General features: G+C 68.9%; 16 protein-coding genes. 8 read left to right on the plus strand and 8 right to left on the minus strand.

Going from position 1 to position 17,248, the window contains the following annotated elements:
• Positions 1-1,174: PepSY domain-containing protein (locus tag JHN45_RS40445; protein ID WP_201054421.1), on the plus strand; the 1,174-nt coding region annotated here is incomplete at its 5' end.
• Positions 1,175-1,238: 64 nt separating this feature from the next.
• Here the strand turns inward: JHN45_RS40445 and JHN45_RS40450 are convergent.
• From JHN45_RS40450 to JHN45_RS40460, 3 genes are read right to left on the minus strand one after another with little or no spacing between them, the layout of a single operon-like run.
• On the minus strand, positions 1,239-1,586 hold the full coding sequence (locus tag JHN45_RS40450) for a tetratricopeptide repeat protein (protein ID WP_200714659.1): 348 nt from the start codon (positions 1,584-1,586) through the stop codon (positions 1,239-1,241).
• A gap of 48 nt (positions 1,587-1,634) precedes the next feature.
• Positions 1,635-2,090, minus strand: coding sequence for a MarR family winged helix-turn-helix transcriptional regulator (locus JHN45_RS40455; protein ID WP_201054422.1), 456 nt, complete (start codon positions 2,088-2,090; stop codon positions 1,635-1,637).
• Entirely contained in the window at positions 2,087-2,569 is a 483-nt protein-coding gene (locus JHN45_RS40460; protein ID WP_200714661.1) for a MarR family winged helix-turn-helix transcriptional regulator, read from the minus strand. The genes JHN45_RS40455 and JHN45_RS40460 overlap by 4 nt, the downstream gene beginning before the upstream one ends.
• Before the next feature lie 138 nt (positions 2,570-2,707).
• Here JHN45_RS40460 and JHN45_RS40465 point away from each other — a divergent pair, with 138 nt between their 5' ends.
• Positions 2,708-3,673, plus strand: a complete 966-nt coding sequence (locus tag JHN45_RS40465; RefSeq protein WP_201054423.1) for a pirin family protein — start codon at positions 2,708-2,710, stop codon at positions 3,671-3,673.
• 161 nt (positions 3,674-3,834) lie between these two features.
• Here the strand turns inward: JHN45_RS40465 and JHN45_RS40470 are convergent, their stop codons facing one another.
• Entirely contained in the window at positions 3,835-4,344 is a 510-nt protein-coding gene (locus JHN45_RS40470) for a helix-turn-helix domain-containing protein (protein ID WP_201054424.1), read from the minus strand.
• 92 nt (positions 4,345-4,436) lie between these two features.
• On the opposite strand from JHN45_RS40470, the gene JHN45_RS40475 reads away from it, so the two are divergent.
• The 4 genes from JHN45_RS40475 to JHN45_RS40490 all read left to right on the plus strand — a co-directional run bounded on the left by JHN45_RS40475 (position 4,437) and on the right by JHN45_RS40490 (position 8,515).
• Complete coding sequence (locus JHN45_RS40475) at positions 4,437-4,622, plus strand: hypothetical protein (protein ID WP_201054425.1); 186 nt, start codon at positions 4,437-4,439, stop codon at positions 4,620-4,622.
• Positions 4,623-4,667: 45 nt separating this feature from the next.
• Positions 4,668-5,027 carry a nuclear transport factor 2 family protein gene (locus JHN45_RS40480; RefSeq protein WP_200714663.1) on the plus strand — a complete coding sequence of 120 codons (360 nt, stop codon included), beginning with the start codon at positions 4,668-4,670 and terminating at the stop codon, positions 5,025-5,027.
• Between the two features lie 390 nt (positions 5,028-5,417).
• Positions 5,418-6,626 (plus strand): serine hydrolase, encoded by a 1,209-nt coding sequence (locus tag JHN45_RS40485; RefSeq protein ID WP_201054426.1) that lies wholly within the window; start codon positions 5,418-5,420, stop codon positions 6,624-6,626.
• A 164-nt stretch (positions 6,627-6,790) separates the two neighbouring features.
• A complete protein-coding gene (locus JHN45_RS40490) occupies positions 6,791-8,515 on the plus strand; it encodes a phospholipid carrier-dependent glycosyltransferase (RefSeq protein WP_201054427.1) in 1,725 nt (574 codons plus the stop codon).
• A 180-nt stretch (positions 8,516-8,695) separates the two neighbouring features.
• Here the strand turns inward: JHN45_RS40490 and JHN45_RS40495 are convergent, their stop codons facing one another.
• The 4 genes from JHN45_RS40495 to JHN45_RS40510 all read right to left on the minus strand — a co-directional run bounded on the left by JHN45_RS40495 (position 8,696) and on the right by JHN45_RS40510 (position 13,014).
• Positions 8,696-9,667, minus strand: a complete 972-nt coding sequence (locus JHN45_RS40495; RefSeq protein ID WP_201054428.1) for a D-alanyl-D-alanine carboxypeptidase family protein — start codon at positions 9,665-9,667, stop codon at positions 8,696-8,698.
• 299 nt (positions 9,668-9,966) lie between these two features.
• Positions 9,967-10,758, minus strand: a complete 792-nt coding sequence (locus JHN45_RS40500) for an ATP-binding cassette domain-containing protein (protein ID WP_201054429.1) — start codon at positions 10,756-10,758, stop codon at positions 9,967-9,969.
• Positions 10,759-10,760: 2 nt separating this feature from the next.
• Positions 10,761-11,825 (minus strand): ABC transporter permease, encoded by a 1,065-nt coding sequence (locus JHN45_RS40505; protein ID WP_200714668.1) that lies wholly within the window; start codon positions 11,823-11,825, stop codon positions 10,761-10,763.
• Between the two features lie 97 nt (positions 11,826-11,922).
• Positions 11,923-13,014: a sugar ABC transporter substrate-binding protein gene (locus JHN45_RS40510; protein WP_201054430.1), complete on the minus strand. Its 1,092-nt coding sequence runs from the start codon at positions 13,012-13,014 to the stop codon at positions 11,923-11,925.
• Positions 13,015-13,962: 948 nt separating this feature from the next.
• On the opposite strand from JHN45_RS40510, the gene araB reads away from it, so the two are divergent.
• Both araB and araA read left to right on the plus strand, forming a co-directional pair.
• Positions 13,963-15,681, plus strand: a complete 1,719-nt coding sequence (araB, locus tag JHN45_RS40515; RefSeq protein WP_201054431.1) for a ribulokinase — start codon at positions 13,963-13,965, stop codon at positions 15,679-15,681.
• Between the two features lie 19 nt (positions 15,682-15,700).
• Positions 15,701-17,218 (plus strand): L-arabinose isomerase, encoded by a 1,518-nt coding sequence (araA, locus tag JHN45_RS40520; protein ID WP_201054432.1) that lies wholly within the window; start codon positions 15,701-15,703, stop codon positions 17,216-17,218.
• Positions 17,219-17,248: the final 30 nt, after the last annotated feature.

Below are 17,248 nucleotides of genomic sequence, written 5' to 3' on the forward strand. Positions count from 1 at the left end.
CGTCCCCGTCGGCGACCGCGAGCTGCCGATTTCGCAGCAGGTGACCGCCGCCCGCAAGGCACACCCCGAGGGCACGGTCGCGGCGGTCCGGCCCTCCCCGGAGGCCGGAGCCACCACCCGCGTCATGCTCTCCGGCGTCGCGGGCGTCCGCTCCGACCACACCCTCGCGGTGTTCGTCGACCCGTACACCGGGAAGGTCCGCGGCGCGCTGGAACAGTACGGCTCGACCGGAGCGCTCCCGCTGCGCACCTGGATCGACGACCTCCACCGCAACCTCAACCTCGGCGAAACCGGCCGCCTTTACAGCGAGTTCGCCGCGAGCTGGCTGTGGGTCATCTCGGCCGGCGGTCTGGTGCTGTGGTTCTCCCGCCGCCGCGCCCTGCGCAAGCTGCGCGGCACCAGCGGACGCCGTCGCACCCTCGGCCTGCACGGCACGGTGGGCGTCTGGGCCGCCGCCGGGTTCATCTTCCTGTCGGCGACCGGACTGACCTGGTCGACGTACGCGGGCGCCAACATCGACGAACTCCGCACCTCCCTGGGCCAGTACACGCCCTCGGTGTCCGCCGCGGCGAGCGGTGAGCACGCGGGCCACGGCGGCTCCGCCGCGACCGGCGACGCCGAACACGGCGTGGGCCTCGACAAGATCCTCGCCGCCGCGCGGGCCAAGGGGCTGGGCAACCCCGTCGAGATCGTGCCGCCCGCCGACGCCAACTCGACGTACGTCGTCAAACAGGTCCAGCGCAGCTGGCCCGAGAAACAGGACGCGGTCGCCGTCGACCCCACCACCGGCAAGGTGACCGACGAACTCCGCTTCGCCGACTACCCGTTGCTCGCCAAGCTGACCCGCTGGGGCATCGATCTGCACACCGGTGTCCTGTTCGGCCTCGTCAACCAGATAGCCCTGATGCTGCTCGCCCTCTCCCTGATCCTGCTGATCGTGTGGGGCTACCGCATGTGGTGGCAGCGCGGCCGGGGTTCCTCCTTCGGCCGCCCGATCCCGCGCGGCGCCTGGGCCCAGCTGTCCCCGCTGGTCCTCGTCCCGTGCCTGGCGGTGATCGCCGTACTCGGCTATTTCGTCCCGCTGTTGGGGATCCCGCTGGCCGCGTTCATCGCGGTGGACGTGGTGCTGGGCGAGGTGGCCCACCGCAAGGGCCGCCGGACGTACGCGAACTAGCGGCACGCGCGAAGGGGCCCGGTTCCGTGACGGAACCGGGCCCCTTCGCTCGAGTCACCGCGTCTCAGACCTGCTCGAAGTCACCCGCGAGCGCCGAGGCGATCCGCAGATGCGGGCCCGCCTCATCGTGCCGGCCCTGCCGCTCCAGCGTGCGGCCCAGCATCAGCCGCGCGTAGTGCTCCACCGGGTCGCGCTCGACGATGACACGCAACTCGCTCTCGGCGCGCCGCAGTTGGGCCGAGTGGTAGTAGGCGCGCGCCAGCAGCAGACGCGGTCCCGTCTGCTCCGGCACCTCCTCGACCAGCCCGCCCAGCACCCGGGCCGCGGCGGCGTAGTCCTTGGCGTCGAAGAACATCTGCGCGCGCTCCCAACGCTCCGCCGGTGTTCCGTGGTCGTAGTACGTCATGTCCACTTGACCTCCTTCGACGCCCTCAACGGACCATGTTGGTTGAATATTCCACTACCCCGTTACGGTGGCCAGCTCGGCGTTGGCCCGCTCGGTGACCAGGGAGAGAACGCGACCGGCGGCCAGCAGATCCTCCTCGGGGAGGTCGCCCCAGATCCGGGCGCTCGCGGCGCTCGTCTCCTTCGTGATCCGCTCGAACAGCTCCCGGCCCGCATCGGTGATCCGCACGTCGGAGGCGTCCGCCCCGAGCAGCCCGGCCGTGATCAGTTCGTCGATGGTGCCCTGCGCGGAGTCCTCGTCGACCTTCAGCGCCGCCGCGGTGTCCGCGGCGAGCTGCCCGCGGTCGACGGGCCCGGCGGCGACGGCGACCGGCCGCAGGGTGATCTGCTGCTGGAAGCCGACGCCGTGGCGGACGAGGACGCTCTCCAGAACGGCGCGGGCGGCGTAGTGGGCCAGACCGAGCATGCGGGCGTCGGCGGGGGGCGTGGTGGCTGTGGTGGCTGCGGTCATGACTGCTCCTTCTCGTGCTCACTCGCGGGGTCGAGGGGGGTGTCGAGCAGAATCGCCAGGTCCCGGCTGAACTCCCGGGTCCGTTCGCTGTCGAGACCGCCGAGCGGTTCCAGCAACTGCTGCAGGAGACCGTGGACGACCTTGATCGCCTGCCGGGTCACCTCGCGGCCCTCGTCGGTGAGGGCCAGTTGGACGGCGCGCGGGTCGCGGGGGTCCCGGGTGCGCTCGACGAGGCCCGCCGACTCCAGGGCGCGGGCCAGCTTCGACACATAGAGGGCTTCGAGTCCGGTGTGGTCGGCTAGGTGCCGCTGGCTGGGGCGCAGCCCGGAGCGCTGCATGCCGTACAGCGACGCCACCAGGGAGTACTGCGCATGGGTCAGTCCCAGGGGTGCCACCGCGCGGTCGACCGCCACACGCCACTTCATCGACAGTCGCCAGACCAGGAAACCGGGCGTCGCGCCCTCGGATGCCGTACTCATGCCCGATACAGTACATAGCTACTATGTCCATGGCTACTATTTTTGGAATGGAGTGCCGGGGCGAGAGGGAACCTCCCTTGGGGCGGACCGGCGCTTGACGGACTGACGTAACCGCCCCGACGGGACTAGGTTGTCGCCATGAGCAATCTTGATCGCGAAGCGGTTCCGGCCCTGTGCGGCGGCCGCGGTTTCGTGGTGGCGGAGCCCGTCCGTGAACTCCTCAGCCCTCGCAAGGTCCAGCTCGGCGAGTCCACCGAAGTCCGCCGGCTGCTGCCCAACCTGGGCCGCCGTATGGTCGGCGCCTGGTGCTTCGTCGATCACTACGGCCCCGACGACATCGCCGACGAGTCCGGCATGCAGGTGCCGCCACACCCCCACATGGGTCTGCAGACCGTCAGCTGGCTGCACGAGGGCGAGGTGCTGCACCGCGACTCCACCGGCAGCGTCGCGACGATCCGCCCGCGCGAACTGGGCCTGATGACCTCCGGCCGGGCGATCAGCCACGCCGAGCAGAGCCCCAAGACGCATGCCCGGTTCCTGCACGGCGCGCAGCTGTGGGTCGCCCTCCCCGACAGCGACCGCCATGTCGAGCCGCACTTCGAGCACCACGCCGAACTGCCGGTCGTCACGGCGCCGGGCCTGCGCGCCACGATCGTCCTCGGCGACGTCGACGGCGCGGCCTCACCCGGCACGACGTACACCCCGATCGTCGGCGCGGACCTGGCCCTCGCGGCCGGCGCGGACGTACGCCTGCCGCTGGAACCCGACTTCGAGTACGCCGTCCTGGCCATGTCCGGCGAGGCCCACGTCGACGGCGTCCCGGTCCTCCCCGGCTCGATGCTCTACCTCGGCTGCGGCCGCACCGAACTCCCGCTGCGCGCCGCGTCGGACGCGGGCCTGATGCTGCTGGGGGGCGAGCCGTTCGAGGAAGAGTTGATCATGTTCTGGAACTGGATCGGCCGCACCCAGGAGGAGATCGAGCAGGCGCGCGAGGACTGGATGACGGGCTCGCGGTTCGGTGAGGTGAAGGGGTACGACGGCGCGCCAGTACCCGCCCCTGAACTGCCCCCGCTGGCGTTGAAGCCGCGGGGGAGGGTGCGCTGACCTGCTGAGATGCGTCAACGAGCCTGCCTGGCGAGGGAGCGGCCAGCTTTCCGTCCCTGAGCCCTGCAGTCACGCACGGGCGGTTGCCGAGCCCCGGACACGTACATCGCCGAGTCCCGTGGACGTTCCATGCCGGATGGCCGTAGACCGGCTGCTCCCTGTCATTCGTCTGCTGCCGGTGCTCCTGGGCTGGTCGCGTAGCGGTTGCGCATGGCGTCGCTCGCGGCGGGGCCGGCTGCGAAGACGTATGCCTTGCTGTCGTCGAGCCGGTGGCCGGTTGCGGCGTCGACGATGACGGGCTCGACCTCTTCGCCGGTGTGTGCGTCGACGAGGATCATGCTGCGTTCCGCTGGCGCGAGGCGGGAGTTGCCCCAGGCGGCCAGGGCGACGATCACCGGTCGCAGGGAGTGGCCGAGTTCGGTCAGGGCGTACTCGTGGCGGACGGGGTTGGTCTGGTAGGGCCTGCGTTCCAGGAGGCCGTCCGCCACGAGGGTCTTTAGCCGGGTGGTGAGCATGCTGGAGGAGATGCCGAGGCTCTCTTGGAACTGGTCGAAGCGGGTGTAGCCGTCAAAGGCGTCGTGCAGGAGCAGCAGCGTCCACCATTCGCCGACGTGCTGCACCGTGGTGGACAGCGGGCACTCCCGGTCCTCCAGTCTGATCCGGCTTGCCATGGCGGCCGCCTCCTCGGTTATTGCTAAAGGGTTACTGCTAAAGTCGAAGTTAGTTACTTCTATTTTAGCAGTCGGTGGGGGTGGCGTCTGGTGTGTCCGCACCCAACAAGGGGTTGGCCAACGAGGTGACCCCGCATGGTGTCCGGGCCAACACCGTCTCGCTCGGCTTCGTTCGGACGTCTACGGCCGACCACCTCGTCGCGCGGATCTCCGATCGGGCCTCGGCCATTGTCGGGGTCGGGCAGGTCATCGGCGGCGGCATCGTTCCAACCGTCTGAAACACCGTCAAACCGGCCTGACCGGCAACCAGTTGGAGGAGTGTCATGCACGACGACCAGCCCCGGACCATCGCCCCGGACATCCTGCCCGAGGTCGTCATCCGCTACTTGACGGCACACGATGCCCGCGACACAGCCACCGCGGTCTCGGTGTTCACCGACGACGCCACGGTGACCGACGACGGCACCGCGCACGAGGGCACCGCGGCGATCGCGGAGTGGTTGGACCGTTCCGCCGCCGAATTCACCTACACCACCCGGCTCATCGACGCCCGACGGGCCGACGCGACCCACTACGTCGCCACGCGGCGCCTCGAAGGCGACTTCCCGGGCGGAGTCGTCGATCTCCACTACGGGTTCACCCTCCGGGACGACCTCGTCGAACGCCTCGTCATCAAGGTGTGAAGCGTCGCATTCCCGGTGATGGACGGCGGCCTGGTTGGCTTCTCGGCAGGGACGGCCGATTTGATGTGAGTGCCTGTGTCAGGTTCTTGCGTGACAAGTCGAGTGATCTGTTGATGCAGCTCAGAGGCTCATGCGGTTCTGCGGGTGGGTTCTGGCCCCATCTGACTGGGCGGTGAGGAGAGCCGGCGCAGCGCGCTCGGCGGGGAAGGACGACGGGATCGTTGCCCTTGGCCCCTAGGGGTGCCCCTGATCCCGGCATTGGGGCTGGCTGTTCTTGGTTCCGGGAAACCCCTTCGTTCCCGGGGTGGATCCGTCGTACTGGCGTGGACGGGCACGATCGTCCACGCCAGTACGACGGGGACTGTGGGAAACAGCGAGGGCGGGAGAGCGATGAGGGGCTCACGATTCGGGGCGTTGGCGCTGCTGACGGCGTGCGCGCTGGTTACCGCGGTGGGCGGTGCGGTCGCCGCACCGCCCACGCCGGTACCGGACCCAACCGCGTGGCAGGCGGCGCTGGACCGGCTGACGGCAACCGGCGCGGTCGGCGCGGTCGCCGAGGTCCGCGAGGGCGATGCCGTATGGCGCGGCAGCAGCGGCACGTCACGGCTCAACGGCCGGCAGGCCGCCCCTGTCGACGGCCGCTTCCGCGCCGGAAGCGTCACCAAGACGTTCACCGCCACCGTGGTGCTCCAGCTGGTCGGCGAGGGGCGGCTGCGCCTGTCCGACACCGCCGAACGGTGGCTCCCCGGTCTCGTCCCTGCCCCGGGAGGCGACAAGATCACAGTCCGGGACCTGCTCCAGCACGCCAGCGGCCTGCCCGAATACACCGACGGACTGCTCGACGGCGACACCCCTCACGACCGTTTCCGCACCTGGACACCCGCCGAGCTGGTCCGACGGGCCGTCAAGGACGGCGACCACGACCGGCCTCTGCTGTTCCCGCCGGGCACCGACCACCACTACTCGAACACGGACTACATCGTGCTCGGGATGATCATCGAAAAGGTCACCGGCCGCTCCTACCGCACCGAAATCGACCAGCGCATCATCCGGCCTCTCGGACTCCGGGACACCCGCCTGCCGGGCTCCTCGCCCTTCATCACCGGGCCCCACTCCCACGGCTACGAACCGGTGACGAAAGGGGACGGGACACTCGTCCCGGTCGACTACACCACCGTCAACATGTCCATCGCCGGCGCTGCCGGCGAGCTCATCTCCACGACGGCCGACCTCGACCACTTCTTCCGCACCCTGCTCAGCGGCGGCCTCCTGCGCCCGGCCGAGCTGCGCGAGATGACCACCGACACCAGCGGAGCCGGCTGGGGCCTCGGCCTGGAGATGGCCACGCTGCCCTGCGGCACCATCGTGGGCCACGGTGGCGGCACTCCCGGCTACCGCACCATCTCCTTCCACACACTCGACGGCACCCGCCAAGTCACGCTGGACTGGACCGACTGGGGCACCGACGACGCCGGCCCTGCGGCCCTCGCCCTGATGACCGCCGCCCTCTGTCCCTCCTGGCAACCAGCGCGCCCATACGCCCCGCGCTCCGCAACGAGGCAGCCACTGGAAACCGCGGAGCCGGGCCGGAACCGCTGAGACGACAACCGGCACCCTGCGCGGATCACCGGGCCGGCTGAGAATTTCGCCTGCCTGGCGGCCCGGGTTCCGTGTTCCCTCGTTTCGCCCGGCCCCCCCCACGAGACCATGACGGACGAGCGGCTGCCCGAACTCCAGTGCCCGTCGAGTCGTAGGGTCACCGGGTGACGAACAGTATTCCGGCGCGCTCCCGTGTCCTCGACGGTTCCGGTCCCACGGCGAAACCCGGCGCCTGGGCGGAGAGGCTGCGCCTGTTCGGGTACGTCGGCTCTCCTCGGGCCGACATCCGTGAGCGTCTGGTTCCGCCCTTCCCTCAACCGGCGACCCGGGTCTGGGAGTTCGTCGGCCTAGGCCCGATCCTGGCGCATCGCGTCGCAAGGGCGATGGGGTGGCTGGGGCCGGTGTTCGTCGCCGCCTTCGCCGGTGTGCTCCGGTTCCGGCACCTCGGCAGCCCGCAGGCCGTCGTCTTCGACGAGACCTACTACGCCAAGGACGCCTGGGCCCTGCTGCACCTCGGATATGAGAGCAGGTGGCCGACCCGCACCGTCGCCGACCCGCAGATCCTGGCGCACCCTCAGGTGATCCCGCTCTCGGACACCGGTTCCTTCGTCGCGCACCCGCCTGCGGGCAAGTGGGTCATCGCCCTGGGTGAGGGGATGTTCGGCCTGGACCCGTTCGGCTGGCGCTTCATGACGGCGGTCCTGGGCACGTTGTCCGTGCTGATGCTGTGCCGAATAGGCCGCCGACTGTTCCGGTCGACTCTGCTGGGCTGTCTCGCGGGCGGGCTGATGGCCCTGGACGGGCTGCATTACGTGATGAGCCGAGTCGCCCTTCTCGACCTCGTCGTCATGTTCTTCGTTCTGGCGGCTTTCGGATGCCTGCTCATCGACCGGGACAACGCCCGGGCCCGGCTCGCGGCAGCCCTGCCGGTGGACAGAGACGGCTGGGTGCGCCCGGACGAGGCCACCGGCGACCGCGCCGGGACGGGAGTGCGTGGATGGCGGCCGGCAGCCGGCGTCTTCCTGGGGCTGGCGGCCTCGACCAAATGGAACGGCCTCTATTTCCTCGCCTTCTTCATCGTCATGGCCGTGATGTGGGACGTCGGCGCCCGCCGCGTCGCGGGGGCACGCCATCCCTACCGGGCGGTGCTGCGCAAGGACCTCGGCCGGTCGGTGCCGAGTCTCGTCGCGGTCACCGCGGTGACCTATCTGACGACGTGGACCGGCTGGTTCCTGTCCGACAACGGCTACGGGAGGCACTGGGCCGACGGCCGCGGCGGCACCTGGTCGTGGATTCCGGCCCCGCTCCGAAGCCTGTGGCACTACGAGTACCTCGTCTACCAGTTCAACGTGGGGCTGCACACTCCGCACCGGTACCAGTCCAACCCGTGGAGTTGGCTTGTCCTCGGGCGTCCCGTGCTCTTCTCCTACGAGGCACCGAAAGCCGGGGAGGGGAGCTGCCACGCGGCGTCCGGCTGCTCGCGGGAGATCATCGCCCTGGGCACGCCGCTGCTGTGGTGGGCGGCCTGCTGCGCGCTCGTGTATCTGCTCTTCCGGTGGGCGCTGCGCCGCGACTGGCGCGCGGGAGCCGTCCTGTGTGCCGTGAGCGCCGGCTATCTGCCCTGGTTCCTCTACCAGGACCGGACGATCTTCTCCTTCTACGCTGTCGCGTTCGTGCCGTACCTGTGTCTGGCTGTGGCGATGATGCTGGGCGCGCTGCTGGGCCGGCCGGGGGCGACCCGGAATCGCCGCCTGGGCGGCGCGACGGCCGTGGGCGTTGTTGTCCTGCTCATCGCCTGGAACTTCATCTATTTCCTTCCGATCTACACGGGTTCGACGATTCCGTACTCCGGCTGGCGCGCCAGAATGTGGCTCGACACCTGGGTCTGAGACCCGTCCCGCCTGTCCGGGGTGTCAGCTGTCGGTCCTGTGCAGTGTGAGGATGCGGCCGGTGATGGGGTTCGCGACGGTGCGCAGGTGGGCGAGGGCGACTCCGGCGGCCATCCGGCTGTCAGGTCGGCCGCACCGGCCTGACGGCATAGGGAGGGCGTCTCATCGACGAGACCCGGCTCAACCGAAGTACGCCGTCTCGTTCACATGGGACATGTAGTCGTACCAGTGCTCCTTGATGTAGGTGTACCGCGTCGGGTCGTAGCCCCACAGCGTGTCCAAGGTGTTGGCGATCACGTTCACGTTCGCGCGGACGTAGGTGAGGACCGCCTCGGAGACGGGCGCGTAGGACCAGTGCCAGCGCTCCTCGCTGATGGCGGGAGCGGCTGCGGCTGACTCGGCCGTGTACGTCTGGAGGAAGCCGTGACGTGCGGCATTGGCGCGCAGCCAGGCGTAGTTGGCGGCCTCGGGGCCGTCGTCCGCCCAGTCCTGGGGTGTGGTGTCGAAGAAGTCCGCGTCGGAGCCCAGGTGGTGGCGTGAGACACCGGGCGCCGTGGAGGTGCGGAGTATCTCGATCTGACGCTCCTCGGAGGTCAGCGCCGCCCACACTTCGCGGTGCGACTCCTTGTCGGGGTCCCACTGGGGATCGGTGCCGAGCTGAGCGGGATATGCGGCGCGGACATCGGGGGTGATGATGCCGAATGTGCCGGCTCCGCCCGAACCGGTGCGCAGGAACTCGTACTTGCGGTCCCATATCGTCCGCTGTGTCGCCGCGGAACGTATCCAGGAGACGAGGACCGCGTCGCGTGCGGTCCCCGTGCCCGTCGACGCCGCGTCGGCCAGGGAGTTGACCTGAGTGGTCATCTCCGTGCTGATCTCGGCGGGTGCCGATCCCGTGCCCGTGATCCAGGCGGCGACTGCTGCGGGGGCTGTGGAGTCGAGGATCCCGGCGATGAACTGTTCGCGGTCGGCGATGTCCTGCTGCGAGGAGTACGTCCGCGCTGTCGCGGGGGAGTTCGTGGCGGCGGCCACCCAGCCGGTCCCGGCTCCGCCGACCGTGGCCGCTCCGGCGGTCATCAGTCCGAGGAAGCGCCGTCGGCTGGATGTCGCGCGGCGGTGGGCCGGAGTCGGCCTGCCGTGTGAAGCGTGCATGGTGGTCCGTCCGTGAGATCGATTTCGTGAGCCGGTCGACTGCTCAAGATCGCACAGGTGGTCGTTGGAGCGACAGAGGTATTCGTCACTCAAGTGGTGCTGGGGTTGGGGGAGTTGGCGAATACGCAGGCAACAGGATCGCCTCTGTAAAGGCCCGTACCGGGCGGAGAGCGAGCTCCGCCCGGTACGGGCTGCTTGGTGGCGTGACCCGTTTTCAGGTCGCGCTGTCGGTGGCTGCCTCCGCCTCGGGACGTGTACGCACAGGTTCACCCGCGGCGGTCGGATCCGGACCGGCTGTCTCAGGCATCCGCCTGGAGCTGGGCGAGTTCGGCCTCCAGGTCTGCCATCGCCTCGCCGCCGGCCATGAGGTCGGTGATCTGCTCCCGGGTGCGTTCGCCCTTGCGGAAGTCGTCGGCCTTCTCGCCGCGGATCAGGACGGCGAAGTGGTCGCCGACCATCATGGCGTGACGCACGTTGTGGGTGACGAGGATGACCGCGACCCCCTTGGCACGGGCCTGCATGACGATCCGCAGGACGTGCGCGGCCTCCTTGACGCCGAGGGCCGCCGTGGGTTCGTCGAGAATGAGAACGTTGGCGCCGAAGTACACGGCCCGTGCGATGGCCAGGGCCTGGCGCTCGCCGCCGGAGAGGCTGCCCACCAGCCGGCTGCCGTCCGTGACGCGGGTGATGCCGAGGGACTGCATCTCCCGTACGGCGATCTCGCCCGCCAGCTTCTTGTCGAAGAGCCTGAACGGACCGAAGCCCTTGGTGGGCTCGGCCCCCACGAAGAAGCAGCGGCCGACGCCCATGAGAGGGAAGGTGCCACCGAACTGGTGGACGGTGGCGATGCCCTGGTTGCTGGCGTCGCGCGGGCTGTCGAACTCGGTCTTCTCACCGTTGAGTTCGATGGTCCCGGTGCTGGGCCTGTGGAACCCGGAGAGAATCTTGATGAGCGTGGACTTGCCGGCGCCGTTGTCCCCGAGCAGGCACAGCACCTTCCCGGCGTGCACGTCCAGGGAGATGTCCTGCAGCGCGTGCGTACCGAGGAAGGACTTGCCGACGCCGGTGAGACGGAGAAGGGGTGTGGTCATGGTCAGGCCTTCTTCGCGGTGCGGGGCTTGTAGGACAGGGCGAGGCGGCGGAAGGTGTTGTTCATCAGGACGGCGGCGAGGATGAGGATGCCGAGGATCAGGCTCGCCCAGTCGGAGTTCCAACCGGTGTAGTAGATGCCCTGGTTGACGATGGCGAAGGTCAGCGTTCCGAGGACGACGCCGATGACGGAGCCGTATCCGCCGGTCAGCAGTACGCCTCCGATGACCACGGCGATGATGGAGTTGAAGACGAAGGACTGGCCGTTGGCGACCTGGGCGCCGTTGTAGAGGATCGTCTGGATCACACCGACGAGGGCCGCGCCGAAGCCGCTGGACATGTAGAGCGCGATCTTGACTTTGTCGACCGGGATGCCGGTGGCGCGGGCGCTCTCCTTGTCCCCTCCGATGGCGAAGATCCAGTTGCCGTACTTCATGCCCTGGAGCACCACCGTGACCAGTGCGGCCAGGCCGAGCCACCAGAAGATCGCCACTTCGAACTGACCGGCGATCAGATGCCCGAACAGGGCCTTCGACAGCGGGTCGGGGCTGATGGCGACGCTGGTCGTGCCGGTCGTGACGCGGGACAGACCGAGCGTGAGACCGGCCAGCCCGGAGAGCGTGGCCAGGGTGACGACCAGGGAGTGGACGTTGGTGCGGGTGACGAGGATGCCGTTGATCAGGCCCGTCAGCAGCCCGAGTCCGAGCGCGCACAGGATGCCCACGATCAGCGGTGCGCCCCAGTACCCGGAGACGATCGCCAGCGTCATCGAACTGCCGGCGAGCACCGAGCCCACGGACACGTCGAGCTCACCGGCGATCATCAGCAGGCCGACCGGGATGGCGATGATGCCCAGCTCCGCCGCGATGTTCAGCCAGCTCGCCGCGCCCGCCGGGGCGAGGAACTTCTCGCCTCCGAAGATCGCGAAGAAGACGAAGACGCTGATCGTTCCGATGAGCGCGCCGACCTCGGGACGGTGGCGCAGCCGTCCGACTGGGCTCTCGGTCTGCTTCGGCGGGGCGACTGCGGTCTCTTTCTCGGCCGTCGCGTCGGGAAGTGAGGTTGTCATCGGAGTGGGTCACCTTCGTGGATCTGGATGTGGTGCGTGGCGAGGATCGGGGGAGTGGTGTCGGGCCCGGTGGCCGGGCCCGACACCGGTGGGTGGATCAGCGGACGCCGGCCTTGGTGCCGTTGATCGCCTCGGAGACGTTGTCCTTGGTGACCAGGAGAGGGCCCGTCAGGAACGGGTTCTGCGGGGGGAGAACCCCGTAGTTCAGGTACTGGTTGGCGATCGAGACGACGTAGAAGCCCTGCAGATAGGGCTGTTGGTCGATGGCGAAGACCTGGGTGCCGGCCTTGATGCGGTCGAGCTGGCTCTGCGAGAGGTCGAAGGTGCCGAGCTTGACCTTGCTGACGGCGTTCGCCTGCTTGATCGCGGCGGCGGCGCTGTCGGCGTCCCCGACGCCGATCGTCACCACCGCGTCGATGCTGCTGTCCTGCAGCAGCGCGGCCTTGATCGCCTGCGAGACGGCGGACGGGTTCCCGAAGTTCGAGGAGGGCAGCGGCAGTTGCTTGGACGTGGAGCCGTTGCTGGTGGCCCCGTCCTTGATGCCCTTGCAGCGGGCCTCCTGGTTGGCGGAGCCGGGCACGGTGTTGACGCAGAGGATCTTCTTGGCGCCGTCCTCGGCGAACTTCACGCCTCCGGCCTTGCCCGCCTCGTAGTCGTCCGACCCGACGTACTTCAGGGCGCCGACCTCCTTGGCCGCCTCGACGCCGCCCGCGTTGTACGTGAGAACCGTGATGCCCTTGGCGACGGCTTGCTTGATCGCGGAGTTCTGGTTCGCGGGCACCCAGTCCGGCACGAGGATCGCCGACGGGTTCTGCGAGATGGCGGTGAGCGTCAACTTCGCGGCGTCGGGGCCGAGGTTGTCGTAGTTCTGCGGGCCGAGGTAAGTGACCGAACCACCCTGCGACTTCACCAGCTTCGCCGCGTCGTCGACCCCACGCTTGACCGTGGACCAGAACGGGTCGTCGGACTTGCCGCCGATGACGTAGATGGAGATCTTGCCGCCGCTCTTCGCGCCGGACGTGGTTCCGACCCCGGCCGACGCCGTCGCCTTGTCCGTGTCGCTGCCCGTGGCCTTGCCGCCGGCGCACCCGGTCAGTGCGGTCGCGGCTGCTGCGAGCACGCTGACCGCGCCCAGAGCTCTTCGGGACGGACGACGACCGAACAGCCGTCGGGGCTGGTTGCGTTCCATGTGCGGGGTACTCCTTCAGGTGAATCCCGGTGGGTGTGCGCCTGGGCCGACGAGGCGGCATCCGATGGGCACCCGGGCTTGCTCTCTGAGCCCTTGTCCTCTCGGGGCATGAGGGGACAAGGCGTGGACTGAGGGGGGAGTCGTACGGGGTGAACGGGGTGAAGGCGGAGCGGTGCGGTGTTGCGCGGCGGGGCCGCGTGAACCATGGCGACGGGTCGCCTGCCTGCAGCCGGTCGACCAACGGTGATCCGGAGCAGGGGGTGGGGTACGTCTCGGGAGTCAGAGGCGTGTCGTCGAGAGCGAGCCATGTGGGTTGTATGGCGGCCCGTCATCCGTAAGATCCGCATTTATTAAAGCGCTTTAAGCGGTGCGCAGAGCATGCTTGTGTTTCGGGGACGTGTCAAGGCTCTGGTCGTAAATGCAAGGCGCACTGTGGACTGGCGGCGAAGGCGGGAGGCGTGAGTGGGGGTTCGCCGCGCTCCTGTGCGGCCCGGGCTTCGACGCGTCCGTGCTTCGCGGCGACTCTGTGGTTAGGGGGCGTCTCCGGCTGAGAAAACGCTTTTCCTTGAATGGGAACCGATGAGCCTCGCTCGGTTCGTCTCTGTCTGAGCTGAGACAGTCGGGGGGTGAGCTCGGTTTCGTCGCGTGATGCACGTCACTTCTTTGTCGTACTCCCTGGTCAGAACTGCGTTGGGGTGTGGGGCGGGCCGCGTTCTGGCGGGCCGTTCGGGGTGGAGGTGTACCGGGGGTTTACGTGGAGATCCGTCCGGAGCTAAATTGCGCAGCGAGCGTGAGCAAGCATTTTCCCAACGATGTCGTGGGGCTCCCCGCTTCGGGGTGAGTGTTCCGGGGTGAGAAGGCTGCTCGCTTTCAACTGTTCCACATCTCGAACAATGCTCGGTATTTCGAACATCCTCCACATCCTTCGAGTAGCACTAAGGACGGCCGGTGCAGGCAGAACACGACGAATCGGCGAGCCTCGCTCCCTGTGTCATCGGTGTCGACTTCGGCACGCTGTCGGGGCGGGCCCTGGTGGTCCGCGTCGCTGACGGCGAGGAGCTGGGGGTGGCGGAGCACGCGTACCGGCACGCCGTCCTCGACCGACAACTGCCGGACGGCACGCCGCTGCCACCCGACTGGGCCCTGCAGGTGCCCGCCGACTACATCGACGTCCTTCGGCATGCCGTGCCTGAGGCGTTGCGGCAGGCAGGGGTGCGACCGGAGCAAGTGATCGGCATAGGGACGGACTTCACCGCCTGCACGATGTTGCCGGTCCTCGACGACGGCACACCTCTGTGCGAACTGCCGGAGTTCGCGGCCCGCCCGCACGCCTACGTCAAACTGTGGCGGCACCACGCGGCCCAGGGCCAGGCGGACCGGATCAACGCGCTGGCCGCCGAACGCAAGGAGCCGTGGCTCCAGCGCTACGGCGGCAAGATCTCCTCGGAGTGGGAGTTCGCCAAGGCGCTGCAACTCCTCGAAGAGGATCCGGAGATCTACCGCCGAACCGAACGCTGGGTGGAGGCGGCCGACTGGATCGTGTGGCGGCTGAGCGGGACGTACGTCCGGAACGCCTGCACCGCCGGCTACAAGGGCCAGTACCAGAACGCGGAGTACCCCTCCCGTGACCACCTCGCGGCCCTGCATCCGGACTTCGCCGAGTTCGTCGGCGAGAAGCTCGATCAGTCGATCGGTGAACTGGGCGCCTCCGCGGGGCGGTTGACGGCCGAGGCCGCGGCGTGGACGGGGCTGCCGGAAGGGATCACCGTCTGTGTCGGAAACGTCGACGCCCACGTCACCGCCCCGGCGGCAGCGGCGGTGGAACCGGGCCAGATGGTCGCGATCATGGGCACCTCCACCTGCCACGTGATGAACTCCGACCGCCTGGGCCCCGTGCCCGGCATGTGCGGTGTGGTCGACGGCGGCATCATCCCCGGGCTGTGGGGCTACGAGGCCGGACAGAGCGGCGTCGGCGACATCTTCGCCTGGTTCGTGCGCAACGCGGTGCCCGCCGACTACACGGAGCGCGCCGCGAACCTGGGGCGCACAGTGCACGAGCACCTGACCGCGTTGGCGGCCCAGCAACAGGTGGGCGAGCACGGCCTGATCGCCCTGGACTGGCACAGCGGCAACCGTTCCGTGCTCGTCGACCACGACCTCAGCGGCGTACTCGTGGGACTCACGCTGTCCACCCGCCCCGAGGACATCTATCGCGCGCTCCTTGAGGCGACGGCCTTCGGCACCCGCACCATCGTCGAGTCGTTCGAAGAGGCCGGAGTACCGGTACGGGAACTCGTCGTCGCCGGCGGCCTGACGAAGAACGCACTGCTCATGCAGATCTACGCCGACGTCACCCGTCGCCCGCTGAGCGTCATCGGCTCCACGCAGGGCCCGGCGCTCGGCGCGGCTATGCACGCCGCCGTCGCCTCCGGCGCCTATCCCGATATCCGGTGCGCGGCCCAGGCCATGGGCAAGGTGCGCCGAAACGTCCATCTGCCCGATCCCGACCGGGCCGTGGTCTACGACCGCCTCTACGCCGAGTACCGGCTGCTGCACGACTACTTCGGCCGTGGCGCCAACGAGGTCATGCACCGGCTGCGCGGTATCCGAGCCCAGGCAGTGTCCCGCCCGGCCGCCGACCCGGCCGCCGGCCCTCAGTCCGCTTGACGCGAAAGGCACGACCGACATGACGACACCGGACACGACCTACGACAGCCAGGAGATCTGGTTTCTCACCGGCAGCCAGGGCCTCTACGGCGACGAGACCCTCGCCCAGGTCGCACAGCAGTCACAGACCATCAGCGAGCGGCTCGACGAGGCGCCGGAGATTCCGCTGCGGATCGTGTGGAAGCCGGTCCTCACGGACGCGGAATCCATCCGCCGCATGTGCCAGGAGGCCAGTTCCTCGGACGTGTGTGTCGGGGTGATCCTGTGGATGCACACGTTCTCGCCGGCCAAGATGTGGATCGCCGGGCTCTCCGCCCTGGACCGGCCGTTGCTGCATCTGCACACCCAGTACAACCTGTCGCTGCCGTGGTCGTCCATCGACATGGACTTCATGAACCTCAACCAAGCCGCCCACGGCGACCGGGAGTTCGCGCACATCGAGGCCCGGCTGGGCGTTCACCGCAAGGTCGTCGCCGGTCACGCCACCGATCCCAGGGTGCTGGGGCGGGTCGGGGCCTGGGCGCGGGCGGCGGCAGGCCACCGTGCCGCGCGCACCCTGCGGCTGGCCCGTTTCGGCGACAACATGCGCGACGTCGCCGTGACCGAGGGCGACAAGGTGGAGGCCCAACTGCGGTTCGGCTACTCGGTGAACACCTACGCCGTCAACGACCTGGTCGCCGTAGTCGACCAGATCGAGGAGAAGGCGGCCGTCGAACTCGCCGCCGAGTACGTCGACTTGTACGACGTCGTGCCGGCCCTGCGCCCCGGCGGGATCCGCTACGACTACCTGCTCTACGCGGCCCGCCAGGAGATCGGCCTGCGCGCCTTTCTGACCGAGGGTGGCTTCACCGCGTTCACGACCAATTTCGAAGACCTGGGCGGGCTGCGCCAGTTGCCCGGTCTCGCGGTCCAGCGGCTGATGGCCGACGGTTACGGCTTCGGCGGCGAGGGCGACTGGAAGACCTCGGCGCTGCTGCGCACGATGAAGGTCATGGGCCTCGGGCAGAGCGGCGGCACCTCCTTCATGGAGGACTACACCTACCATCTCGGCCCCGGCACCCCACGCATCCTGGGCGCCCACATGCTGGAGGTCTGCCCCTCGATCGCCGCCGACCGCCCCAGCTGCGAGATCCACCCGCTGTCCATCGGCAACCGCGAGGACCCCGTCCGTCTCGTCTTCGACGCGGCCCCCGGCCCGGCCGTCGTCGTCGGCCTCTCCGACCTCGGCGATCGTTTCCGGCTTACGGCCAACGCCGTCGACGTGATCAAGCCCAGCCAGCCACTGCGTCAACTGCCGGTCGCCCGGGCGGTGTGGAAGCCGCGCCCGTCGCTCGCCGAGTCGGCCGAAAGCTGGCTCCTCGCGGGCGCCCCGCATCACACCGTGCTCAGCTCAGCGGTCGACCTGGAGACACTGAGCGACTTCGCCGCCATGACCGGTGTGGAACTGCTGACCATCGACGAGCACACCACCTCTCAGCAGTTCTCCAAGGAGATCCGCTGGAACGCCGCCTACCACCGCCTCGCCCAGGCGCTCTGACGACCGTGACCGAGGTATTCGGCCCCGAAG

Source organism: Streptomyces sp. MBT53 (assembly GCF_016654115.1).
Taxonomy (GTDB): Bacteria; Actinomycetota; Actinomycetes; order Streptomycetales; family Streptomycetaceae; genus Streptomyces.

What these genes read in the sequence shown, in the direction of transcription:
- JHN45_RS40455 (WP_201054422.1), bottom strand. Translation starts at nt 2,090, where the DNA reads ATGACCGCAGCCACCACAGCCACCACGCCCCCCGCCGACGCCCGCATG.
- JHN45_RS40460 (WP_200714661.1), bottom strand. Translation starts at nt 2,569, where the DNA reads ATGAGTACGGCATCCGAGGGCGCGACGCCCGGTTTCCTGGTCTGGCGA.
- JHN45_RS40465 (WP_201054423.1), top strand. Translation starts at nt 2,708, where the DNA reads ATGAGCAATCTTGATCGCGAAGCGGTTCCGGCCCTGTGCGGCGGCCGC.
- JHN45_RS40470 (WP_201054424.1), bottom strand. Translation starts at nt 4,344, where the DNA reads ATGGCAAGCCGGATCAGACTGGAGGACCGGGAGTGCCCGCTGTCCACC.
- JHN45_RS40480 (WP_200714663.1), top strand. Translation starts at nt 4,668, where the DNA reads ATGCACGACGACCAGCCCCGGACCATCGCCCCGGACATCCTGCCCGAG.
- JHN45_RS40485 (WP_201054426.1), top strand. Translation starts at nt 5,418, where the DNA reads ATGAGGGGCTCACGATTCGGGGCGTTGGCGCTGCTGACGGCGTGCGCG.
- JHN45_RS40495 (WP_201054428.1), bottom strand. Translation starts at nt 9,667, where the DNA reads ATGCACGCTTCACACGGCAGGCCGACTCCGGCCCACCGCCGCGCGACA.
- JHN45_RS40500 (WP_201054429.1), bottom strand. Translation starts at nt 10,758, where the DNA reads ATGACCACACCCCTTCTCCGTCTCACCGGCGTCGGCAAGTCCTTCCTC.
- JHN45_RS40505 (WP_200714668.1), bottom strand. Translation starts at nt 11,825, where the DNA reads ATGACAACCTCACTTCCCGACGCGACGGCCGAGAAAGAGACCGCAGTC.
- JHN45_RS40510 (WP_201054430.1), bottom strand. Translation starts at nt 13,014, where the DNA reads ATGGAACGCAACCAGCCCCGACGGCTGTTCGGTCGTCGTCCGTCCCGA.
- araA (WP_201054432.1), top strand. Translation starts at nt 15,701, where the DNA reads ATGACGACACCGGACACGACCTACGACAGCCAGGAGATCTGGTTTCTC.